Source organism: Methylobacterium sp. Gmos1, from assembly GCF_053764715.1.
Genome location: NZ_JBSNCC010000004.1, coordinates 484180 through 506177, shown reverse-complemented (window position 1 = coordinate 506177; position 21998 = coordinate 484180). Strand labels below are relative to the sequence as shown.

At 70.7% G+C, this 21998-nt stretch carries 22 protein-coding genes and 1 pseudogene; 15 read left to right on the top strand and 8 right to left on the bottom strand.

Features of this window, described 5'->3' with window-relative positions:
* Window positions 1-16: 16 nt before the first annotated feature.
* Window positions 17-886: a hypothetical protein gene (locus ACS5PV_RS11460; protein WP_455395452.1), complete on the bottom strand. Its 870-nt coding sequence runs from the start codon at window positions 884-886 to the stop codon at window positions 17-19.
* A gap of 657 nt (window positions 887-1543) precedes the next feature.
* Here ACS5PV_RS11460 and ACS5PV_RS11455 point away from each other — a divergent pair.
* The 5 genes from ACS5PV_RS11455 (at window position 1544) to ACS5PV_RS11435 (ending at window position 9108) form a co-directional block, all read left to right on the top strand.
* Window positions 1544-2533 (top strand): DUF808 domain-containing protein, encoded by a 990-nt coding sequence (locus tag ACS5PV_RS11455; protein WP_455395451.1) that lies wholly within the window; start codon window positions 1544-1546, stop codon window positions 2531-2533.
* Window positions 2534-2630: 97 nt separating this feature from the next.
* Entirely contained in the window at window positions 2631-4706 is a 2076-nt protein-coding gene (pbpC, locus tag ACS5PV_RS11450; protein WP_455395450.1) for a penicillin-binding protein 1C, read from the top strand.
* Window positions 4707-4869: 163 nt separating this feature from the next.
* Window positions 4870-6876, top strand: coding sequence for an AI-2E family transporter (locus ACS5PV_RS11445; RefSeq protein ID WP_455395449.1), 2007 nt, complete (start codon window positions 4870-4872; stop codon window positions 6874-6876).
* Window positions 6877-6990: 114 nt separating this feature from the next.
* Entirely contained in the window at window positions 6991-7782 is a 792-nt protein-coding gene (hisN, locus tag ACS5PV_RS11440; protein ID WP_455395448.1) for a histidinol-phosphatase, read from the top strand.
* A gap of 336 nt (window positions 7783-8118) precedes the next feature.
* Window positions 8119-9108: a helix-turn-helix domain-containing protein gene (locus tag ACS5PV_RS11435; RefSeq protein ID WP_455395447.1), complete on the top strand. Its 990-nt coding sequence runs from the start codon at window positions 8119-8121 to the stop codon at window positions 9106-9108.
* On the opposite strand, the gene ACS5PV_RS11430 is transcribed toward ACS5PV_RS11435, so the two are convergent.
* From ACS5PV_RS11430 to ACS5PV_RS11420, 3 genes are all read right to left on the bottom strand, one after another.
* Window positions 9093-9860: an HD-GYP domain-containing protein gene (locus ACS5PV_RS11430; RefSeq protein ID WP_455395446.1), complete on the bottom strand. Its 768-nt coding sequence runs from the start codon at window positions 9858-9860 to the stop codon at window positions 9093-9095. The genes ACS5PV_RS11435 and ACS5PV_RS11430 overlap by 16 nt on opposite strands.
* Window positions 9861-10216: 356 nt before the next feature.
* On the bottom strand, window positions 10217-10624 hold the full coding sequence (locus ACS5PV_RS11425; protein WP_455395546.1) for a MucR family transcriptional regulator: 408 nt from the start codon (window positions 10622-10624) through the stop codon (window positions 10217-10219).
* A gap of 722 nt (window positions 10625-11346) precedes the next feature.
* A complete protein-coding gene (locus ACS5PV_RS11420) occupies window positions 11347-12330 on the bottom strand; it encodes an alpha/beta fold hydrolase (RefSeq protein ID WP_455395445.1) in 984 nt (327 codons plus the stop codon).
* A 246-nt stretch (window positions 12331-12576) separates the two neighbouring features.
* Between ACS5PV_RS11420 and ACS5PV_RS11415 the strand changes: the two genes are divergently transcribed.
* Window positions 12577-13041 carry an Hsp20 family protein gene (locus tag ACS5PV_RS11415; protein ID WP_455395444.1) on the top strand — a complete coding sequence of 155 codons (465 nt, stop codon included), beginning with the start codon at window positions 12577-12579 and terminating at the stop codon, window positions 13039-13041.
* Window positions 13042-13108: 67 nt separating this feature from the next.
* On the opposite strand, the gene ACS5PV_RS11410 is transcribed toward ACS5PV_RS11415, so the two are convergent.
* Together ACS5PV_RS11410 and ACS5PV_RS11405 are read right to left on the bottom strand one after the other, a co-directional pair.
* The gene (locus ACS5PV_RS11410) at window positions 13109-13438 is read right to left on the bottom strand and encodes a carboxymuconolactone decarboxylase family protein (protein WP_455395443.1); all 330 of its coding nucleotides are present in this window, start codon (window positions 13436-13438) and stop codon (window positions 13109-13111) included.
* Between the two features lie 128 nt (window positions 13439-13566).
* On the bottom strand, window positions 13567-14046 hold the full coding sequence (locus ACS5PV_RS11405) for an RNA polymerase subunit sigma-70 (protein ID WP_455395442.1): 480 nt from the start codon (window positions 14044-14046) through the stop codon (window positions 13567-13569).
* Between the two features lie 218 nt (window positions 14047-14264).
* Between ACS5PV_RS11405 and ACS5PV_RS11400 the strand changes: the two genes are divergently transcribed.
* The 5 genes and pseudogenes from ACS5PV_RS11400 to ACS5PV_RS11380 form a co-directional block, all read left to right on the top strand.
* The gene (locus tag ACS5PV_RS11400) at window positions 14265-14564 is read left to right on the top strand and encodes an antibiotic biosynthesis monooxygenase family protein (protein WP_455395441.1); all 300 of its coding nucleotides are present in this window, start codon (window positions 14265-14267) and stop codon (window positions 14562-14564) included.
* Window positions 14565-14631: 67 nt separating this feature from the next.
* Window positions 14632-14805 carry a hypothetical protein gene (locus tag ACS5PV_RS11395; RefSeq protein WP_455395440.1) on the top strand — a complete coding sequence of 58 codons (174 nt, stop codon included), beginning with the start codon at window positions 14632-14634 and terminating at the stop codon, window positions 14803-14805.
* An 87-nt stretch (window positions 14806-14892) separates the two neighbouring features.
* Window positions 14893-15828, top strand: a complete 936-nt coding sequence (gene hemC / locus ACS5PV_RS11390) for a hydroxymethylbilane synthase (protein ID WP_455395439.1) — start codon at window positions 14893-14895, stop codon at window positions 15826-15828.
* A 55-nt stretch (window positions 15829-15883) separates the two neighbouring features.
* Window positions 15884-16252, top strand: coding sequence for a type II toxin-antitoxin system PrlF family antitoxin (locus ACS5PV_RS11385; protein ID WP_455395438.1), 369 nt, complete (start codon window positions 15884-15886; stop codon window positions 16250-16252).
* Window positions 16249-16671, top strand: a pseudogene (locus ACS5PV_RS11380) (type II toxin-antitoxin system YhaV family toxin); the annotation flags it as partial. The gene ACS5PV_RS11385 and the pseudogene ACS5PV_RS11380, both read left to right, overlap by 4 nt.
* A gap of 114 nt (window positions 16672-16785) precedes the next feature.
* Here ACS5PV_RS11380 and ACS5PV_RS11375 read toward each other — a convergent pair.
* Both ACS5PV_RS11375 and ACS5PV_RS11370 read right to left on the bottom strand, forming a co-directional pair.
* Window positions 16786-18078, bottom strand: coding sequence for a nicotinate phosphoribosyltransferase (locus ACS5PV_RS11375; protein ID WP_455395437.1), 1293 nt, complete (start codon window positions 18076-18078; stop codon window positions 16786-16788).
* 138 nt (window positions 18079-18216) lie between these two features.
* Window positions 18217-18726 (bottom strand): pyridoxamine 5'-phosphate oxidase family protein, encoded by a 510-nt coding sequence (locus tag ACS5PV_RS11370; RefSeq protein ID WP_455395436.1) that lies wholly within the window; start codon window positions 18724-18726, stop codon window positions 18217-18219.
* A 203-nt stretch (window positions 18727-18929) separates the two neighbouring features.
* Here ACS5PV_RS11370 and ACS5PV_RS11365 point away from each other — a divergent pair, with 203 nt between their 5' ends.
* Genes ACS5PV_RS11365 through ACS5PV_RS11350 form a run of 4 tightly spaced genes read left to right on the top strand, consistent with a single transcriptional unit; the run spans window position 18930 to window position 21990 of the window.
* Window positions 18930-19139 (top strand): TOBE domain-containing protein, encoded by a 210-nt coding sequence (locus ACS5PV_RS11365; RefSeq protein ID WP_455395435.1) that lies wholly within the window; start codon window positions 18930-18932, stop codon window positions 19137-19139.
* 12 nt (window positions 19140-19151) lie between these two features.
* Window positions 19152-20174: an iron ABC transporter substrate-binding protein gene (locus tag ACS5PV_RS11360; RefSeq protein WP_455395545.1), complete on the top strand. Its 1023-nt coding sequence runs from the start codon at window positions 19152-19154 to the stop codon at window positions 20172-20174.
* Window positions 20175-20179: 5 nt separating this feature from the next.
* Window positions 20180-21220, top strand: a complete 1041-nt coding sequence (locus ACS5PV_RS11355) for a FecCD family ABC transporter permease (RefSeq protein ID WP_455395544.1) — start codon at window positions 20180-20182, stop codon at window positions 21218-21220.
* Window positions 21217-21990 carry an ABC transporter ATP-binding protein gene (locus tag ACS5PV_RS11350; protein WP_455395434.1) on the top strand — a complete coding sequence of 258 codons (774 nt, stop codon included), beginning with the start codon at window positions 21217-21219 and terminating at the stop codon, window positions 21988-21990. Before ACS5PV_RS11355 ends, ACS5PV_RS11350 begins: the two co-directional genes overlap by 4 nt.
* Window positions 21991-21998 lie beyond the last annotated feature (8 nt).

Here is a 21998-nt window from a genome sequence, read left to right as displayed (position 1 = left end):
CCTCACATCAATTTATTCAATTCGCAGATTGCAATTTCAGGATTTTTTCTTTGATATCGAAGGGAGCAGCCTGCACTTTCTGAGGATCCGGATTGATGATGACGCCACCGGCCTTGCTCGATTGTCCGGATGCCGAGCCGGGTTTCGCACTCGCCGCCGGCAGCATCGACGAGCGCGCCGGCACATTGGCTCCCGGGTCGGAGGGATGGTTCACCGGCACGGGTGATGAGTTCCGCCCCGGACCTCCCAGACCTGAGATGCCGCTGGGGCGGCGCTGCGCATCCCGCAGGATATCAGGATATCTGGACGCTGGATTGGAGGGATCCCCGGAGTGGGTGCGTGACTTTCCGGGATCGATCTTCATCGGGCGAACAGGATAGACAATGGCAGCCTGCGCCGCGATGGCGATCCCGAATTTGAGAATCTCGTTGAGATAGGGGTCGATGACGGGGCTGCGCCTGCTGCCCGGCGGCATCTGCCGATCCTGCTCGGCGTTTCGCCCCTGTTGCGGCAGGTTCCGCCGCTGCGAGAAGACCGGGATCTTCGCGCCGGTCCGTTTCGAGAGATCGGCCAGTTCGTTCTTGCACTCCATTTGAAGGAGGGTGAAACGCGTCTCGGACGGTTTCCTGCCGCGCCTGGAGTCCTCGGTGAAGTCCTTAATCTTCTTGGCACATCGTTCCTCGTCGGTCAGGCGCTGGGTGACGCAGCACCAGTCGATGCCCGTCGGATCCGTCCCGCGACTGCCGATCTCACCCTCACGGCTCGTACAAGCAGGTCCTTCGAGGCGAACAGGATAGACCGGACCACAAGCTTGGAACCAAGCCTCTTCAGCTTGAGCTGCACAGCTAGACAGGCTAAAAAATACGATCGCATACTTGATATTCATCGATTATATCAATCTATTACCACAAAAAATACGCACGCCGATCCGGCTGGACGGTCAGCATCGAGCGCCGCCGTTCCGCATGGTAAAATATATCTTCGCGCAACAGATCTTGTCAATCGACTACGCCAGCAACTTGCTGATGGCTTCAGTCAATTAGAAATATTTGCAAAATCATACATAAATTCATGCCCTTATTTTGCAGAACCAAAACAGATAGGATTGCAATATGTTTATCATAAAACCTCCTCAAAATCATAATATGCAATTATATTAATAAACAACTCCCTTACGCCTGACTTGCAGGCAATCACGGTGCCGATTTCGGACATTGCATTGTCTCGTATGCCATCGCGACTGGCTGGCGAAAGTGCAGTGTCGCCCACCCCTGCGAGAGGAAGTGCCCTGGTAGCAGCACCGGAGCAAAGTCTCGCCAGGATCGAACTCGGTATGGCTACACACTTCCTGCGCACCTCGACCTCAAAGCGGCGCAGGACTGCTCGACCAACGTCTTCGACCGAACCGGCGCGCTCCTATGACCTTTGCGATTGCGCAGGGAGCGGACAAGTTCGTCGGTGACGTCCGGCCGATCGCGGCACGGAGCCAAATCTGCCATGGTCCGTTTCCAGCAAGGCTGTCGTGGGCTTGAGGGGATTGACCGTGAGCGTCGGATTGTTGGCCCTGCTGGACGACGTCGCTTTCATGGTCAGGAGCGCGGCGGCCTCCCTCGACGACGTCGCCGCGCAGGCGGCGCGGGCCGGGACGAAGGCCGCCGGCGTCGTCATCGACGATGCGGCGGTGACGCCGCGCTACGTCGTGGGCTTTTCGGCCGAGCGCGAGTTGCCGATCGTGGGCAAGATCGCGCTCGGCTCGCTGCGCAACAAGCTCCTGTTCCTGCTCCCCGGCGCGCTCGCGCTGAGCGCCTTCGCACCGTGGGCGATCACCCCGCTCCTGATGCTGGGCGGCGCCTATCTCTGCTACGAGGGCGCCGAGAAGGTCTACGAAGCGGTGTTTCCGCATCGCGCGCACGGCGACGAGGAGGAGGCCCGGGCCGGCGCGGGCCACGATCCGGCGCTGGAGGAGCGCCGGGTGGCCGGCGCCATCAAGACCGACTTCATCCTGTCGGCCGAGATCATGGCCATCACCCTCGCGGCCCTGCCGGAGGGCAGCATCTGGATGAAGGCGGCGGTCCTCGCCATCGTCGGCATCGGCATCACCGCGGCGGTCTACGGCGCCGTCGCGCTCATCGTGAAGGCCGACGATGCCGGGCTGGCGCTCGCCGGGAGCAAGTCGGGGCCGCCGTTCGGAAACCTCGTCCGGGGGATCGGCCGGGGTGTGGTCAGGGGCATGCCGGTCCTGCTCAAGCTCCTCGCCGTCGTCGGCACCGCCGCCATGGTCTGGGTCGGCGGGGGCATCCTGGTGCACGGGCTGGAGGAGTACGGCGTGACGGCGCCGGCGCATGCGGCGCATGACGCGGCGGCGTGGGCGGGGGCGCTCCTTCCATCGGTCCGGGGCGTCGTCGAGTGGCTGGTGACGGCGGCGGCGTCGGGCCTCGTCGGCCTCGTCGTCGGCGGGGCGTTGATCCCGCTGGCGAAGGCCGCCTCGCGGCTGCGCCGCGGCGCCGCGCCCGCCGCCGAGACGCAGGCCTGAGCGCGCCTTCCGACGTTCCGCGCCCACCGGCCCCCATCGCCCCGGCCCGCGAAATGCGGCAGGATCGGCCGGACGAGACCGCAGGACGGGGCCCGGAATGGGAGCAGGCACGACACGGGTGATCCGCCTTCGGGTCGTCCTCGCCGCCGCCGCGGCGGGGCTCGCCCTCGGCGCCGGCACCTGGCTCTGGTCGGCCCTCGCCCATCTGCCCCCCCTCGACCTCGCCGCGGCGAATGCCCGCTCCGCCATCGTCCTCGACCGGGCCGGCACGCTTCTGCGCCCCTTCGCCACCCAGGATGGCCGCTGGCGGCTGCCGCTCGACCCCGAGGCGGTCGATCCCCGCTTCCTCGCCATGCTGACCGCCTACGAGGACCGGCGCTTCCGGGCGCATCCGGGGGTCGACCCAATGGCGCTCCTGCGCGCCGCCGGGCAGTGGCTCGCGGCCGGGCGGATCGTGTCGGGGGCCTCGACCCTGTCGATGCAGGTGGCGCGCCTCGTCGAGCCGCGGGGCGAGCGCTCGCTCAAGGCCAAGCTCCGCCAGATCGCCCGGGCGATCGAGCTGGAGCGGCGCCTCGGCAAGGACGGGGTCTTGCGGCTCTACCTCGCGCTCGCGCCCTATGGCGGGCCGGTCGAGGGCCTGCGGGCGGCAAGCCTCGCCTATCTCGGGCGCGAGCCGGCGCGCCTCACGCTCGCCGAGGCCGCCCTGCTGGTCGCCCTGCCGCAGGCGCCGGAGGGGCGGCGGCCCGACCGCTTTCCCGAGGCCGCGCGCCGGGCCCGCGACCGGGTGCTCGATATCGCCGCCGCCCGCGGCGTGGTGCCCGCAGTCGACGCCGCCGCCGCCAAGGCCGAGCCGGTGCCGCATTCCCGAAAACCCTTCCCGATGCTGGCGCCCCACGCCGCCGAGGCCGCCCTGGCGCAGGAGCCGGGCCGAATGGTGCACCGGCTCGCGATCGACGCGCGGCTGCAAGGGCGGCTCGAAGCGCTCGTCGCCGAGCGGGCGGCCGCCCTCGGCCCCGGCCTGTCGGCGGCGCTCCTCGTCCTCGACAACGCCACCGGCGAGGTCCGGGCGCAGGTCGGCAGCGCCGGCTACCTCGATGCCGCGCGCGCCGGCGCCATCGACATGACGGGGGCTTCGCGCTCGCCGGGCTCGGCCCTCAAGCCCTTCGTCTATGCCATGGCGTTCGAGGCCGGGCTCGCGCATCCCGAGACCCTGATCGAGGATCGCCCGTCGCGCTTCGGCGCTTCTTATGCGCCCGAGAACTTCGACCTCACCTTCCAGGGCACGGTGACGGCGCGGCGCGCGCTCCAGCTCTCGCTCAACGTGCCGGCGGTGGAGCTGATGGAGGCGGTGGGCCCCGCCCGCTTCGTCGCCCGCCTGCGGGCGGCGGGCGCCGCCATCGCGCTGCCGCGGGATGCGGCCCCGGGGCTTCCGGTGGCGCTCGGGGGCTTGGGGATCACGCTCTCCGACCTCGCGCGGCTCTATGCGGGGCTTGCCCGCGGCGGCGAGGTGCCGGTGCTCAGGCGCCGCCTCGACGCGCCGGCGACCGATGCGGCCCTGCCGCGCATCGCCGAGCCGGTGGCGGCCTGGTACGTCGCCGACGTCTTGCGCGGCACGCCCCCGCCGGAGAGCGCGCTCCCGAACCGCCTCGCCTACAAGACCGGCACGTCCTACGGCTACCGCGACGCCTGGGCGGTCGGGTTCGACCGCCGCACCACCGTGGCGGTGTGGCTCGGGCGGCCGGACGGGGCCGGGGTGCCGGGCCTCGTCGGGCGGATTGCCGCCGCGCCGCTGCTGTTCGACGCGGTCGCCCGTCTCGGGCTGGACCCCGAGCCCGTGCCCCGCCCCCGCGACGCCCTGGTGGCGACGACCTCCGCCCTGACGCCCCCCTTGCGCCATTTGCGCCGGGAGGCCGGCCCCACCGACCGGCTGCGCATCGCCTACCCGCCGGACGGGGCGCGGATCGACCTCGGGGCGCTGGAGGGCGCACCCGCCGGCCTCGCCCTCAAAGCGCTCGGCGGCACCCTGCCGCTGACCTGGCTCGTCGGCGGCCTGCCGGTGACCGAATCGGACCGGCGCCAGGCCGAGTGGCAGCCCGACGGCGCCGGCTTCGTGCGCATCTCGGTGCTCGACGCCGCGGGGGCGAGCGACAGCGTGATGGTGCGGATCGAGTAGCCCCGCACACGTTTTCGCGAGGATGGCGCTGGGTCAGCGGCGGATCGTTTCGCCGTCCGCCCCGTTCCCTCCCGGTGGAAGCGTGGCGAGACGGCGAGCGCCGCGCGCGTGGGAGTGGCGTCGCATGGCGGATGCGCGGGACGATCGCAGGCGGCCTTTTTCGATGAATCCGGCCCGGGTCCAGGCCGCCGAGACCCCCGGCGACGGTCTCGCGGCGCCGCTCGTCATCGCGGCGGTGATCGTGGCGGCGCTGTATTTCGGCCGCGACATCCTGATCCCGATCGCCATCGCGGTGCTGCTCAGCTTCGTGATCGGGCCGCTGGTGGCGCTGCTGCGCAAGCTCCGGCTCGGGCGGATCCCGTCCGTCGGCGTCGCGGTGCTGCTGCTGCTCGCCGTGGTGGCGGGGTTGGGCGGCCTCATCGGCATGCAGGTCGCCGACCTCTCGACCGGCCTGCCGCGCTACCAGCGCACCATCGCCGAGAAGGCCGAGAACCTGAAGGCGGGCCCTCTCGGCGACATCGCCGGCTACATGCGCAGCATCAACCACCAGATCCAGCAGGCCGGGGCGCAAGATCAAAGGCCAGAAGCGCAGAAGCCGGAGGAGAAGAAGCCCGAGGGCAGGCGCGCCCCGCCCCCCGGGGTGCAGAACCCCGACAAGCCGGTGCTCGTCGAGATGCGCGACCGCGAGCCCGGCCCGGTCGAGCTCGCCGAGAAGGTGCTGGCCCCGGTCATCTCGCCGCTCGCCACCCTCGGCATCGTCTTCGTGGTGCTGATCTTCATCCTGGTCCAGCGCGAGGACCTGCGCGACCGGATGATCCGCCTCGTCGGCTCCAGCGACCTGCACCGCACCACCGTGGCGATGGACGACGCGGCGCGGCGCCTGAGCCGGTTCTTCCTGGTCCAGCTCGCGCTCAACGCCAGCTTCGGCCTCGCCATCGGCATCGGGCTGTGGCTGATCGGCGTGCCGAACCCGATCCTGTGGGGCATCTTCTCGGCGCTGATGCGCTTCGTGCCCTATATCGGCGCCTTCCTGTCGGCGCTGCTGCCGCTGGCGCTGGCGGCAGCCGTCGATCCGGGCTGGAACATGGTGCTGGCGACCGCCGCCCTGTTCCTGGTGCTGGAGCCGCTGGTCGGCCAGTTCATCGAGCCCCTGGTCTACGGCCACTCGACCGGGCTGTCGCCCTTCGCGGTGCTGGTCTCGGCGCTGTTCTGGACCTGGCTGTGGGGGCCGGTCGGGCTCCTGCTCTCGACGCCGCTCACCGTCTGCCTCGTCGTGCTCGGCCGCCACGTCGACAAGCTCGAATTCCTCGACGTCCTGTTCGGCGACCGCCCGGCCCTGACCCCGGTCGAGAACTTCTACCAGCGCATGCTGGCCGACGATCCCGACGAGGCGCAGGAACTGGCGGAAGCCATCCTCGCCCAGTGCTCCCTCTCCTCCTACTACGACGAGGTGGCCCTCAAGGGCCTCCAGCTCGCCGCGACGGATGCCCGCCGCGGCGTGCTGACCGAGAGCCAGCTCGATCGCATCCGCGTCGGCATCGGGCAGCTGATCGAGGACCTCTCCGACCGGGACGACGTGGCGCCGGAGGTCAAGACCACCCTGGCCGGCCGCCTCCTGTCGGGCCGCCAGGACGAGGACGCCCCTTGCGAGGCCGCCCCCGCGGTGCCGGACGCCCCGGCCCCGGACGCCCTGCCGGACGAGTGGCGGCGCGAGGGCGCGGTGCTCTGCGTCGCCGGCCGCGGGCCCCTCGACGAGGCCGCCTCGATGATGCTGGCCCAGCTCCTCGAAAAACACGGCTTCGGCACCCGGGTGGTGCCGTTCGAGGCGGTGTCGCGCGCCGAGATCGCCTCGCTCGACGCTGCTGCTGCGCGGATGATCTGCATCTCCTACCTCGAGATCAGCGGCACGCCGGCCCATCTGCGCTACCTGATCCAGCGGGTGCGGCGGCGCGCCCCGGCGGCGCAGGTGCTCGTCGGCCTGTGGCCCTCCGATGACGCGGTGCTCAGCGATCCCGGCGCCCGCGAATCGCTCGGCGCCGACCACTACGCGGTCAGCTTGCGCGAGGGCGTCGAGGCCTGCCTGGAGGCCTTGCGCGACGTGCCGCCCGCCGCCCCCTCCCCTGCCCCGGCCCGGGAGCACGCGCCCGAGCCCGAGCACGAGGAGGCGTGACCCCCGAAAATCCCCGGGCGACGGCCCCGGGGCTTGACGCCGGGGCCGCGCCGCCCTTTCGATCCGGCACGGGCGGGCCGCGGGCTCGCGGGCTGAGCGGGAATCGGGGACAGCATGAGCGTGGTGGATTTCGCGCGGTTCGTGGACGAGCTCGCCACCCAGTCGGGCCAGGCCATCCTGCCCTTCTTCCGCGCCGCCTTCGCCACCGAGGACAAGGCCAAGGGCCACGCCGCCTTCGATCCGGTCACCGAGGCCGACCGGGCCGGCGAGGCGGTGATGCGCCAGCTCATCAAGCGCAGCTTCCCCGACCACGGCATCCTGGGCGAGGAGTTCGGCACCGAGAACCCGGATGCCGAGTACGTCTGGGTGCTCGATCCGATCGACGGCACCCGCGGCTTCATCGCCGGCCTGCCGATCTGGGGCACCCTGATCGGGCTCACCCGCGGCGGCGTGCCCTGCTACGGCCTGATGAACCAGCCGTTCACCGGCGAGCGCTTCTTCGGCGACGGCGAGGCCGCCCACTACCAGGGCCCGCACGGGAGCCGCCGCCTGCGCACCCGCCGGAAGGGCGACCTGTCCGAGGCGATCCTGCACACTACCGATCCGCGCCTGTTCGGCGACGCCACCTCCGACCGGCAGGCCTACGAGCGGGTGGAGAAGGCGGCCCGCCTCGCCCGCTACGGCGCCGATTGCTACGCCTACGCGATGCTGGCCGCCGGCCACATCGACCTCGTGGTCGAGGCGTCGCTCAAGCCCTACGACATCGTGGCGATGATCCCGGTGATCGAGGGCGCCGGCGGCGTCGTCACGACCTGGGAGGGGACGTCCGCCGCCCAAGGAGGGCGGATCGTGGCCGCCGGCGACAAGCGGCTGCACGAGGCGGCCCTCGAACTCCTGAACGCCTGACCGCGCGGCCTTGCCGGCAGGGTCGGCGCTTCGCGTCGTGGCGGGTCGTCCGCGGCGCCGGCGGCCGCGTCCGGCGCGACTCCCGGACCGGACTGGACCGGCGGGCGCCGGCCGGGCTCGGTCCGGGACCTGCAACGAGGGCGACGCGACGCCTGTCCTGGCGGGCCCGGCTGACTAGCCCGCGAAGACTTGTCGACCGCCTCGACATGCGGGGAATTGGAGAAAAATTCTACGGCTTCCGCCGGAGCGCGGAGCTTACCCCTGGTCATCGACGTCGCGGTCTGCTAGGTAAGGCCGAATAGAACTTGCGAATACCTGATACGCGATTCTGATTCGATGAAGACGCTGATCTCGTCCGACGATCTCAGGTCCCGAAAGAAGTTTCAGACCTACCTCGAGATCGTCCGCGAACACTTCGTTCCGAGCGAGTGCCGGACGGTCGGCGACGGTGCCTTCCGCGCCCATATCGAGGCGGCCCAGGTCGGCGACCTGGTGATCACGCGCTCGACCTTCAACGGCCAGGCCATCGATACGACGCCGCAGACGATCCGTCGCCACGACAAGCACGACACGCTCGCCGTCGTCATCCGGCTGTCCGGGACGGCCCGCAGCAGCCAGTACGACCGGGCGGTCCTCCAGCAGCCGGGCGAGATCATGATCCTCGACAGCAACAGGCCCGCCCGCCTCGAATATCCCGATCCGACGAGCTCGCTGCTGATCGAGCTGCCGCGCGAGCGGCTCGAGGGCGCGCTCGGGTCGGCCCCCCTGTTCGCGGGCCTGTCCATCGGCGCCGGCCTGCCCGGCGCGTCCCTGGCGCGCACGTTCCTCACCGATCTCGTCCGGATGAGCGACCAGCTCAGCCCGGACATGGCCGAGCGCATGGCCCGCATCGGCACCGACCTCATCGTCGCCAGCATCGCCGAGCGGCTGGCGCAGGAGACGCCCCGTCCCCTCCAGGGCACCGTGATCGTGCAGCGGGCGAAAGCCTACGTCGACGCCAATCTCGGCGATCCGACCCTCGACCCGTCCCAGCTGGCGGCGGCGATGGGCGTGTCCCTGCGCCACCTGCAGCAGCTGTTTCACGAGCGCGGGCACGCGGTGGCGGACTGGCTGTGGCAGCGCCGGCTCGACGTCGCCGCCCGGCGGCTCGCCGATCCCGGGCACGCGCACCTGTCGATCGGGATGCTCGCCTATGACTGCGGCTTCATCAGCCAGGCGCATTTCGCCCGCCGCTTCAGGGACCGCTTCGACCTCACCCCGAGCGAGTACAGGCGCTCCGCCCTCCGACCGCCGCGTGAGGCGCGGCGGCCTCACCGGCACTTGTAGCTGCGCGGGACATCGGGCAGCCGCGCCGCGCCGGCCGGATGCGTCGTCGTCCATCCCGTGTGGGGCCGCGCGAGCGAGGCTTCGAACGCATCGACGAAGGTCGGGTCGAGGCGGTCGGGCGTCATGCCCCGCAGGATGCCGAGCGCCCCGGCGCGCGTCATCGCCGGGCGGTAGGGGCGCGCCTCGGTCAAGGCCGCGTAGATGTCGCACACGGACATCAGGCGAACGAGATCCTTGACCGCCTCCTTGGCGAGATGGTCGGGATAGCCGGACCCGTCGATCATCTCGTGGTGGTGCCGCGTCGCCTGCAGCACGACCGGATCGCGCAGCCCGGATTCGCGCAGGATGTCGTGGCCGACCGCGGCGTGCGTGCGCATCAACGCCATCTCGTCGTCGGTGAGCGCGCCCGGCTTGTTCAGGATCTCGGCCGGGATGCGGGCCTTGCCGATATCGTGCAGCAGGCCGGCCCGGACCAGGGCGACGCAGTCGCAGGCCGGCAGCCCGAGATGATGGCCGAGATTGGCCGCGAGGCCGGCGACGTGCATCGAATGCTGGACGGTGTCCTGGCTCGGATGGGCGTGGATCAGGCAGAGCCACTGGTGCACGCCCCCGTCCTGCAACACCCGCATGACCGGGTAGACCATGTCGTCCACCGCATCGAGGCCGATGCGCCCGTCGGCGGCCTCGTCGAACAGACGCGACAGGGTGGCCCTCGTCCGCTCGAAGATGCGGCCGGCCAGTAGATCGTCCATCGTTTTACTCCATGCGGATTCCGTCGCGATCGATGATCGCCGACGATTCCAATGCGAGACGGATCTGCTGCGGATCGAGCAGCAGTTCATGGTACGAATACTTGTGATCTCGACGGCAGCGACCCGTTAGCGACGAGTCGATGCTCCGGGACGAATAACCGAATCGTCGTCGGCACGCGCAGAGACGCGGCCCGCCACCGACGGCCGGGACGATCCGGCGCCGAGGCAGAAACCCCACGATCGCCTATCGAATGACGAAAATACGAGGGGCAGGACGCAACGATGACCGACGACCGTGGAGAACGACTTGCCTCGGCCGAGTCCTCCCACCCTTGAACTGCCAATCGAGCCGGCCTTTATCTTATCCGCCGGCCGCCGCCCGCATCAGGGCCCGTGTCCGGTTGCTTCGGTACGCCCGGCTTCTCGTACGCGCTGGCCTTGTCGTAGGCCGGCGCCACCATCGGATACGCATCCGGAAGGCCGAAGCGGGCCCGGTACTCCTCCGGCGTGAGGCCATGGGTGGCGAGATGCCACTTCAAGGACTTGTACGGCTTGCCGTCGATGAAGCTGACGATCCGGCTGCGCTGCACCGAGGCGGCGATCTGGATCTCGGTGAGCCGCACCGTCCCGCTCGGGCCCGTCCACGGCTGCGTCAGGGCAGAAAAGCCGGCATGGATGCGCGCGATGAGATCCCCGATCTCGGAATACGGCACACGATGTCGAGATACGTAGGCCGCCGTCACCGCCGATGTCAGCCTCAACATAGTCGACTTATTCATCGATACGCACCCGATAATCACCTGTGCGGTGAGGAACCAAGACGACTGGTGATCGCGTCGATAATTCTGATTTATCTGAAAATCGGCTGCAGGTCCCGGCAAGACATTGATGAAGCCCCTTCGCGATCGCCATCCAATCTGTGGAGACCGTATCGCAAGGGCGAAGCCGGCGCTTGCCTGAGCGCGCGCCGTGTTTTGACCGAACGCGCAATCGGACGGGATGTGCTGTCGCCGGCCCGGAGAATCCCGGCCATGACCTGGGATGATCGGCGCAATGTCGAGAACACCACAGTGTTCGATATTCAACTGCGCACATAACCGTAATAATACAAATTTTACTCGAAAATCCGCGAAAAACAAGGATTATGATTCGAGACATTGGTATAAAGCCGCACATTATCCCGCAAGAGCCCGAATACCGGGCGCGTGGGCGCACGCAGACGGGCAGCCTCCGGGATGGGCGGCGGGTGATCGGCTCCCGCTCGGCAGGACCGCCGCGACCTGGTCGCGAGTAGGCCTGCCGACGAGCGGTGCGTAGAAGCGAAAGGCTGCGGCAGCGCCGGACGAGCGGACCGGCTCGCTTCACGATGCCAGGCCCCTCCGGGGTGCCGGGCGGAGCGATCCCCCGGACCCACTCGGCCGGGAAGAGGGAGGAGACGCGACGGGGAACCCGCCCCGGGGACGTCGGTCCCGGACAGGGCGCGCCGTCAGGCGGTCGCGCGGCTCGCGGATTCCGGGACCGGCGCCGCCGTCCCGGGCACGAAGGCGTCGAACGCCGCCCAGAACTGCTCGCGGATCGCGTCGCGCTCCATCAGGATCTCGTGGCGGGCGCCGCGCAGCGTGATGGTGTGGCCGGCCGCGAGCCGCGCCGCGAAGCGCTCCACCGCCGGGGTGCTGCAGACCGGATCGGCGCCGGCGGCCACCACCAGCACCGGCACGCGGATGCCCAAGGGGTAGCGCGGGTCCTCGAAGCGGCGCATCGCCCGGAAGGCGGCGGCGAGCCAGCCGATGGTGGGATCGCCGATGGCGCCGGCCCCGACCGCGAGCGCCGCCGCGGCGTTGCGGGCGTAGCGGACCGGATCGGCGGTGAGCCGGTTGTTCGGGAACGGCTTGGTGGCGATCGAGACCGCCGAGCCGCCCGGCACGTAGCGCCGGCCGTGGCCCAGCGCGCGCAGGAACGCGGCGAGCCGCATCGCCGCCTTGGGCCGGCGGATCATGCAGATCGCCACCATCGGGGCGAGCACGACGAGGCGGCTGAACGGCAGCCAGCCCTCGCGCGCGGCGGTGAGGCAGATCGCGCCGCCCATCGAGTGGGCGAGGCCGAAGAAGGGCCGCGGCATCCGCGCCTCCATCACCTGCGTCTCCACCGCCGCGAGGTCGAGCTTGTACTCCGAGAAATCGTCGACGTGGCCCTTGTGCGGGTCCTCGACGGTGCGGTCCGAGCCGCCCTGCCCGCGCCAGTCGAAGGCGACGACGTGGAAGCCGCGGTCGCGCAGCTCGGTCACGGTCTCGAAGTACTTCTCGATGAACTCGGCCCGTCCCTGCACCAGGCAGACCGTGCCGTGCACCACCCGCGCCGTCGGCGCCCAGGTGGCGACGCGCAGGGACAGGCCGTCGGCGGTCCGGACCGTCAGGAGCGTGGCCCCCGGCGGGATCGGGTTGTCGGGCGTGGCGAGCAGCGGCACGGTCACGAGAGGGCCCCCGAAACGGTCATCCGCCGCATCCTGGCACGGCGCACCCTAATGAAGTGGGGCGGGAATCGCGTCCGTCCGGCCCTCCGAAAAAATTTCGCGGCAGCCCCTGGTGGCGGCCTTGACCAGTCGAGGCCAAGCTCCAATATGCGAGGAGCGCCGGCCGATACGGCGGCGCGCAAGACCGGGACCGGCCCCCGTGGCGGTTCCACAAGACTACATATTGCTTCAGATGGAGAATATGTCATGCGTCAGTTCGATCTCGCTCCCCTGTACCGCTCGACCGTCGGCTTCGACCGCCTGTTTTCCGCTCTCGACCAGTTCGTGACCTCGGATGCGGCGCCGACCTATCCGCCCTACAACATCGAGCGCACGGCCGAGAATGCCTACCGGATCACCCTCGCGGTGGCCGGCTTCACCGATCAGGACCTCTCGATCGAGACCCGCGAGAACGCCCTCACGGTGAAGGGCGAGCGCAAGGCCGAGGCCAAGCAGGCCGAGTTCCTGCACCAGGGCATCGCGGCCCGCGGCTTCGAGCGGCGCTTCCAGCTCGCCGACCACGTCCAGGTGACCGGTGCGGTGCTGGAGAACGGCCTGCTCCACGTCGATCTCGTCCGCGAGATCCCGGAGGCCAAGAAGCCCCGCCAGATCCAGATCGCCTCGGGCACCCGCCCGCAGTCGATCGAGGGCAGCGTCCAGAAGGCCGCGTAACCACCAAGCCTTCACCCTGTCAGGGGAACGCCCCGGCCGCGAGGCCGGGGCGCTTCTTCGCTTGCGTTCAGGGCAGGATGTGGGTGCCGTGGGTGAGCGCGGCGCCGGCCCGCAGGGCCACCGCCACGAAGACGGTCTCGGCGAGTTCCTGCTCGGTCGCGCCGGCCTTCTTCGCCGCCTCGCGATGCACCTCGAGGCAGTAGGGGCACTGCGTCGTGAGGGCGACGGCGAGCGCCATCAGTTCCTTGTACTTGCGCGGGATCGCGCCGTCCGCCAGCGCCGCCTTGTCGAGGGCCTCGAAGGCTGCCATCGCCTCGGGGGCGAGGCCCTTCAGGCCGGCGAGCTTCTGCAGGTTGCCAACGTCGTACATCGCGTTGGACATCGTGTGGTTGGACATGGGCGTGATCCTCCCGGGTTGGCCGGTGTCGTGACCGGCCGCCCGTCGGTCGGGGCGGCTCGGCACCCCGACTGTTAGAGGATCGCGGGCGGCAGGCCCAATGCGGCTTTGGGCCAGCCCGATATGCGTCAGAGGTCGCCGAAGGCGAGCTGGGCCGCCGCCGGGCTCTTCTGCGGCTTGCCGGCCTTGGCCGCGCCCGTCTTGGCGGCACCGGTCTTGGCGCCGGCCCTGGCCCCGCTCCTCGCCGCCGCCTTGCGCGGCCGCTTCGGCTCGGTGCCCTGGATGCGCGCCTTGCCCTTGTCGCGGGCCACCGCCTCCGGGGCGGTCTGGTCGCCCGAGAGCCACTTGCCGCGCTTGATCACCTCGTTCACCCGGCCCTGGTTGACGCCGAGCTTGAAGGCGATCTCCTGCTGGGTCATCTCCGTCGAGCCGTGCAGCTCGAGAATCTCGCGGGCGAGTTCCGGCGTCATCTTCTTGCCGACGATGCGGCGCCCGGGCTTGACCACCCGGTTGGCGCGGTCGCGCTCGCGCAGGCGCTCGAGAATCGCCAGCGCCATCTGCATGCCGTTCTCGCGCAGGGCTTCCTCGAATTCCTTCAGCGTCGCCATCAGGACCGAACTCCGCTGTCACGTTCCGGCAGGGAAACGGCGCCGGTCGGGGCTGGTTGCCACCGTGCACAGATCATCCACGGTTTGTGCGCGTCCTGTTCCGGGTTGGCAACCGCCCAAGGGGGGCCATCCACCGCTGTTGGAATTCCCGCTCCCGCCCGCGTGGACAAGCCCGGCGGCGTCGCGCATGGGTTGCCGCATCGCACGAGGAGGCTCACATGGTTCTGGAGATCGCGCAGATCGAGGTGAAGGCCGGGCACGAAGCGGCCTTCGAGGCCGGCGTCGGCAAAGCCGCGGAGCTGTTTCGCCGCGCCCAAGGCTGCCGCGGCATGGAGTTGCAGCGCTCGGTCGAGATCCCGACCCGCTACCGGCTGATGGTGCAGTGGGAGACCCTGGAGAACCACACCGTCGATTTTCGCGAATCGGCCGACTTCCAGGCCTGGCGCGCCCTGGTCTCGGAGCATTTCGCCGCCCCGCCGCAGGTCGAGCACACGGTGCTGGCCGTCCAGGGTTTCTAGCACCGGGGCTTCTCGAAACCGGGCCAGTCGCCGGCCGTTGCCCTCCGGACCGAGACCGGAGAGAGCCATGACCGACGACCGCACACCGGAGCCGAAGCCCGGCGAGGGGCTCGCCAACGACAGCCTCGGGGCGAGCCGCCGTCCTGCCGGCACGGCCCCGGCGGGAGCGGGCGGGCCGAAGCCCGCCGCCGGCACGCCCCAGGGCGGCCGGCCCGCCGACGAGCAGGTGCCGCGGGACTGATCGCCGGACGTCGCGCCGCAGCGTGACACGGGGCGCCCGACCCGCTACTCGCGAGGTCAAGGTTCCTCGATCTCACGGCACCCGACCATGGCCCGACGTCCCCTGCGCATCGGCACCCGCGGCAGCCCGATGGCGCTCGCCCAGACCGGGATGGTGCGCGACCGCATCGCGGCCGCGCATCCCGACCTCGCCGAGCCCGGCGCGATGGAACTCGTCGTCGTCACCACGGTGGCCGACAAGGTGCTCGACCGGCCGCTCTCCGAGATCGGCGGCAAGGGCCTGTTCACCAAGGAGCTGGAGCAGGCGCTCCTCGCCGACGAGGTCGACGTCGCCGTCCACTCGATGAAGGACGTCGAGACCTGGCTGCCGGACGGCCTCGTCATCGCCTGCATCCTGGAGCGGGACGATCCCCGCGACGCCTTCCTGTCGCCGCACGCGAAGCGGCTGGCCGACCTCGCGCCGGGGAGCCGGGTCGGCACCTCGTCCTTGCGCCGCGGCGCCCAGGTGCTGATGCGCCGGCCCGACCTCAAGATCGTGCCCCTGCGCGGCAACGCCAACACCCGGATGAAGCGGCTCCAGGAGGGCGCCTGCGACGCGACCCTGCTCGCCATCGCCGGACTCGAACGCCTCGGGCTCGCCGACCGCGCCCAGGAGATCCTGCCGGTGAGCGAGATGCTGCCGGCGGTGGCGCAAGGCGCGCTCGGCATCGAGTGCCGGGCCGGCGACGCCGAGGTGATCGCGCGCCTCCAGGCCGTCGCCTGTCCCACCACCACCATCGCGGTCGGGGCCGAGCGGGCGCTGCTGGAAGAGCTCGACGGCTCCTGCCGCACCCCGATCGCGGCGCTCGCGCAGATCGACGGCGACCGGCTCGCCCTCGACGGGCTGCTGTTCCTGCCCGACGGCAGCGCCCACTGGGCCACCCACCGCACCGGCCTCGTCGCGGACGCCGTGGCGATCGGGCGCGAGGCGGGCGCCGAGCTGAAGGCGAAGGCGGGCGAGACCTACCGGGCGAGGCTGCAATAGCGCTCCACGTCGATCGAGATACGTGACAAGGTACGTATCTTGACGGGGAGCAATCATGGCACAACCGGAATTCAAGGGCGCCATCACGACCACGGGCCGGTCGGAGGCGATCCGGCTCGACAAGGCCCTGTTCAAGGCGCATCCGGAGTTCCGGCAGCGTGCCCGCGTGCGCGCTCACGTGATCGGCCCGGGCAGCCTGCTGGTCACGCTCGACCCCGACCAGGAGGAAGCAGAGGCGAGCGCCGACGTTGTGGAGCGCGACCCGGTCGTGGCGGCCTACCTCGCCTTCCTGGAACAGGACATGCGCGCGCATCCGGAGGCCTTGCGGGCTTTCACCGACGACGAGATAACCAGGCTCCAAGCTCTCACGCAGGACGTCGTCGCGACGGACGATGACACGATTCCCGACGACGTCGGGCTGTGAAAACGCCGACTCGGCGCGACGAGCGTCACGGCTGGCGCATCTATCGCACGCAGGCCTTCGATGCGGCACTCGGACCGCTCGAGACCGAAGTCAGGCGTCTCGCGGCCGAGCAGCCCGACGAGTGGGTCAGCCATCCGAAGGCCAAGCTCCTGCGTCGGATCAACGACCTCATCTTTGACGAGATCCCGCGCGACCCGGCAGCCAACCTCCATGCGCTCGGCAACACCCTCGGCCCGGCGCATCGCCACTGGCGCAGAGCCAAGTTCATGCAGCGGTTCCGGCTGTTCTTCCGCTTCGACAGCGCCAGCCGGATCATCATCTACGGCTGGATCAACGACGAGACGACGTTGCGCAAGGCCGGGCCGCGCACCGATCCCTACGCGGTCTTCCTCCGGCGGCTGAACGCGGGCGACCCGCCGAGCGCCTGGGCGAACTCCTCGACGATTCTGGGCCCTGTGGTGATCCGGTCGGGTGAGAACTCTTCGTACGGATTTCACCCGATCCAGTCAGATGAAGATCGAGCGGAAATCGCATCACACCAGCACCGGCACCGCCTGCTGCGCGCCCACCCCGAAGACCCGCTTGTAGCGCTCGACCTCCTCCTCCGGCCCCAGCGCCTTGGTGGGGTTGTCGGAGAGCTTCACGGTCGCGTGGCCGTTGGCCGAGATCACCTTGCAGACGATCGAGATCGGGTCGAGGCGGCCGTCCGGCGCCAGGCCGCGGAAATCGTTGGTGAGCAGCGTGCCCCAGCCGTAGCCGATGCGCAGGCGGCCGTGGAAGTGGCCGTGGATCCGCTCGATCACGTCGACGTCGAGCCCGTCGGAGAAGATCGCCAGCTTCTCGCGCGGGTTGCGGCCGTGCCGGGTCCACCAGCGGATGGCCTCCTCGCCGCCCTCGATCGGGTCCTTCGAGTCGATACGGATGCCGGTCCAGTCGGCCATCCAGGCGGGTCCGCGCTCCAGGAAGCCGGTGGTGCCGTAGGTGTCGGGCAGGATCACCAGGAGGTTGCCGGCATAGTCGCGCTGCCAGTCGGCGAGCACCAGGTAGGGCGCGCGGGCGAGATCCTCCTCGGTCTCGGCCAGCGCCGAGTAGACCATCGGCAGTTCGTGCGCGTTGGTGCCCACCGCCTCGATGTCGTGGCGCAGGGCGATCAGGCAGTTCGAGGTGCCGAGGAAGCTGTTGCCCAAGCCCTCGATCATCGCCTCGACGCACCAGTCCTGCCACAGGAAGCCGTGGCGGCGGCGCGTGCCGAAATCGGCGATCGAGAGGCCCGGCAGGGTCTTCAGCCGTTCGATCTTCTCCCAGATCCGCGTCATCGCGCGGGCGTAGAGCACCTGGAGCTCGAACTTGCCCATGCCCTTCAGCACGCCGCGCGAGCGCAGCTCGTTGAGGATGGCGAGCGCGGGCACCTCCCACATCGTGGTCTCGATCCACGGTCCGTGGAAGGTGAGCACGTACTGCCCGTCCTGCTTCTCCAGCAGGTAGTCGGGGAAGCGGAAGTTCTCGAGCCAGTCCATGAAGTCCGGCGAGAACATCTGGCGCCGGCCGTAGAAGGTGTTGCCGCGCAGCCAGGTCGATTCGCCTCGCGTCAGCCGCAGCGACCGGCAATGGTCGAGCTGCTCGCGCAGCTCGCCGGGATCGATCAGGTCGGCGAGCCGGATCCGGCTGGTGCGGTTCTGGATGCCGAAGGTGACCGAGACGTTCCGGTGCCGCCGGAAGATCGTCTGGGCCATCAGCAGCTTGTAGAAATCCGTGTCGAGCACGGAGCGGATGATCGGGTCGATCTTCCAGGTGTGGTTGTAGACCCTGGTCGCGAGATCGAGCATCGCCCGTGCCTGCCTGCTTCAGGACCGCCTCCTGCGGGCGGCCGGACCGTCGCCCCTCGGGCGGGGCGACGGAAGCTGCGCAGCCGGCACGGTTCGGGCCGCCGAGTCAAGCGCCGGCCCGCTTTTGTGCGCAATCCTCTACCGGGCGCCGAGGTCGACGGCCTTCTTCTCGGTCTTCGGCGACTCGCCGGTCACCGCCGCCTTCACGTAGCCGTAGAGGTGCAGCATCGTCGAGTTCGGGCTGTCCCAGTACTCGCCCTTCTCGGGGTGGACGCGGATCAGCGCGATCGACGGATCGTCCTTGCCGCCCGGGAACCAGGTCTTCATGCCCTCGCTCCACTTGGCGTCGATCTGCGCCTTGTCGCGCACGATCTCGGCCTTGCCCGAGACCGAGACGTAGTTCTGGCTCGAGGGATCGGAATACGACAGGTTGACCTGGTTGTCGCGGCTGATCTCGCCCGCCACCGGCGCGTCGTGCTTGACGAAGAACCACAGGTCGCCGGCCTCGTCCGCGTCCTGGTTCCACATCGGGCGGCTGCGCAGCTGCCCGTCGGAATCGGCCGTGGTCATCATCGCGACCTTCACGTCCTTGATCATCGCGAAGAGCTTCTTTGCGCCCTCGTGGTCGCGGTGGCTGCCCTGATGCATCTCGATCTCCCGTAACGGCATGACGAGCGGGCAGGCCCGCTCGAAGCTGCACGACAACGGACGATCCCGGCTTTGGTTTCGGTTCCCCGCCATCGAAACTCGGCCGTGAAATCGCGCGCCCCCGGCTCGCCGGGACCGGGCGGGGCGCCTATCTGTCCGGCCATGACGGCGCGGACGCGCCACGAGGCGGGAGACCCTTTGCGATGAAGATCAGCGCGCGCAACCAGCTCGACGGCAAGGTCGTCGAGGTGAAGAAGGGCGCCACCACCGCCCATGTCCGGGTCGAGCTCGCCGGCGGGCAGGTCGTCACCGCGGCGATCACCAACGAATCCGCCGACGAGCTGGCACTCGCTCCCGGCAAGGCCGTGAAGGCGGTGATCAAGTCCAGCGACGTGATGATCGCGACGGACTGATTGTCGAAGACGATGCGGCCCGACCGGCGCTCCCTGCTCCTCGGCTCGGCGGCCCTCGCGCTGTCCTGCGCCGCACGCGCCGCGGACCCCGTGCGGGACGATGCCGGCCGGGTCCTCGACGGCCTGCGCGGGCCCGTCGCCCGGGTGTTTCCCGCCGGGCCTCCGGCGGCGATCCTGCTCTACACCCTGGCGCCCGACCTGCTGCTCGGCTGGCCGCGGGCGATCCGGCCTAGCGAGAAACCCTACCTGCTGCCGAAGGCCGCCGACCTGCCGGAGGTCGGGCGGCTCACCGGGCGCGGCAACACCGCCAACCTCGAAGCGGTGCTGGCGGCCAGGCCCGACCTGATCCTCGACGTCGGCTCGACCGCCGAGACCTACCGCTCGCTGGCCGACCGGGTGCAGGGCCAGACCGGCATCCCCTACGCCCTCCTCGACGGGCGGCTCTCCGCCGCGCCCGCCACCTATCGCAGCCTCGGCCGGCTGATCGGGCGCGACGCCGAGCCCCTGGCGGCCCTCGCCGAACGGACCCTCGCGACGGTGCGCGAGCGCGTCGCCGCGGTGCCGGAGAACCAGCGCCCCCGGGTCTACCTCGCCCGCGGGCCGCGCGGCCTCGAGACCGCGCGCCAGGGCTCGATCAACGTCGAGGCGCTGGCCCTCATGGGCGCCGTCAACGTCGCCGGCCCCGGCGGCAGCCTGGCGCAGGTCTCGCCCGAGGACGTGGTGGCCTGGGCGCCCGAGGTGATCGTCGCCCTCGATCCCGCCTTCGCGGCGGCGGCGCGGCAGGATCCCCTCTGGCAGGCGACGCCGGCCCTGCGGGCGAACCGCCTGCACGTGAGCCCGTCGCTTCCCTTCGGCTGGGTCGATTTCCCGCCCTCGGTCAACCGGCTGCTCGGCCTGTGGTGGCTCGGCACGATCCTCTACCCGGCGCAGTTCCCGGAGGACATCCGGGGGATCGCCCGCGACCTCTCGGGGAGGCTCTACCACGTGGTGCCGGACGAGGCGGCCCTCGACCGCCTGCTGGCGGGAGCCTCGTGAGCGGCATCGCGCAGGCCGTCGCGCTCGCGGGGGCCCGGGCGGTGCGGCTCGGCGGGCCGTGGCTCGCGCTCCTCGCCCTGGGGCTCGCCGCCGCCCTCGCCTTCGGGGTCGGACGCTACCCGGTCTCGCTCCTCGACGTCGCCCGGGTGCTCCTCGCGCGCCTCACCGGCCACGCGCCGGACGTAGGCCCGGCGGTCGAGGCGGTGGTGTGGCAGATCCGCGGACCGCGCATCGCCGCCGCGATCCTGATCGGGGGCGCGCTGTCGGTCGCCGGCACCGCCTTCCAGGGGCTGTTTCGCAACCCCCTGGTCTCGCCCGACATCCTCGGCGCCTCGTCCGGGGCGGCGCTCGGCGCGGTTCTGGGCATCTGGCTCTCCCTCGGGGTCTTGGCGATCGAGGGGCTGGCCTTCGCGGGCGGGCTCACGGCGGTGGCCTGCGTCTACGCCCTCGGCGCCGCCCTGTCGGGGCGCGATCCGGTGCTGGTGCTGGTGCTCGCAGGCGTCGTCATCGGCTCGCTCCTCGGGGCGGGCGTCGGGCTCGTCAAGTACCTCGCCGACCCCTACAACCAGCTGCCCGCGATGACCTTCTGGCTGCTCGGCAGCCTGTCGGGCACGCACCCCTCCGACCTCCTGCCGCTCGCAGGCCCGGTGATCCTCGGCACCGGGCTCCTGCTGCTGTTGCGCTGGCGCCTCGACGTGCTGTCGCTGCCGGACGAGGAGGCGCGCTCGCTCGGCCTCGCCACCGGTCCCTTGCGCGTCGCGGTGGTGGCGGCCGCGACCCTCGTCACCGCGGCGAGCGTCGCCACGGCCGGCATCGTCGGCTGGGTCGGGCTGGTGGTGCCCCACCTCGCCCGCTTCCTCGTCGGCCCCGGCTTCGGCCGGCTGATCCCGACCGCGGCCATGCTCGGCGCCGGCACGCTGCTGACCATCGACACGCTGGCGCGCACCGTCGCGCCGGTCGAGATGCCGCTCGGCATCCTCACCGCCTTCGTCGGCACGCCGGTCTTCCTGTGGCTGCTCGCCCGGGCGGAGCGGGACTGGTCGTGACGCTGCTGTCCGCCGACGCCCTCGCCTTCGGCTATCCCGGCCGGGAGATCGGGCGCGGCCTCTCGCTGCGGCTCGCCGCCGGCGAGGCCCTGGCGCTGCTCGGGCCGAACGGCGGCGGCAAGACGACCCTGCTCAAGACCCTGCTCGGCCTGCTGCCGGCGCTCGGCGGCACGATCCGGGTCGAGGGCCGGCCGCTCGGCGATCTCACCGCCCGGGAGCGGGCGCGGGCGATGGCCTACGTGCCCCAGGCGGCTGCCGGCGCCTTCGCGTTCACGGCGCGCGCCGTGGTGCTGATGGGGCGCACCAGCCGCACCGGCCTCCTCTCGGCCCCGTCCCGCGCCGACCACGCGGCGGCCGACGCAGCGCTCGCCCGGATGGGCATCGCCCACCTCGCCGAGCGGCCGGTGACGCGGCTCTCGGGCGGCGAGCGCCAGCTGGTGCTGGTCGCCCGGGCGCTGGCGCAGGAGCCCCGCATCGTGGTCCTCGACGAGCCGACGGCGAGCCTCGATTTCGGCAACCAGGGCCGGGTGATGGCCGAGATCCTGCGCCTGCGCGCCGACGGGCTCGGCCTGCTCTTCACCACCCACGACCCCAACCAGGCCGCCCGCTGCGCCGACCGGGCGCTGCTCCTGCGCGGCGGCGCGGCCCTCGCCGAAGGCCCGGTGGGGGAGGCGCTGGACGCCGCCGCCTTGAGCCGGCTCTACGGCGCGCCGGTCGAGGAGGTGCGGGATACGCAGAGCGGGGCGCGGGCCTTCCTGCCGGGCCGGTGAGCGCCGGT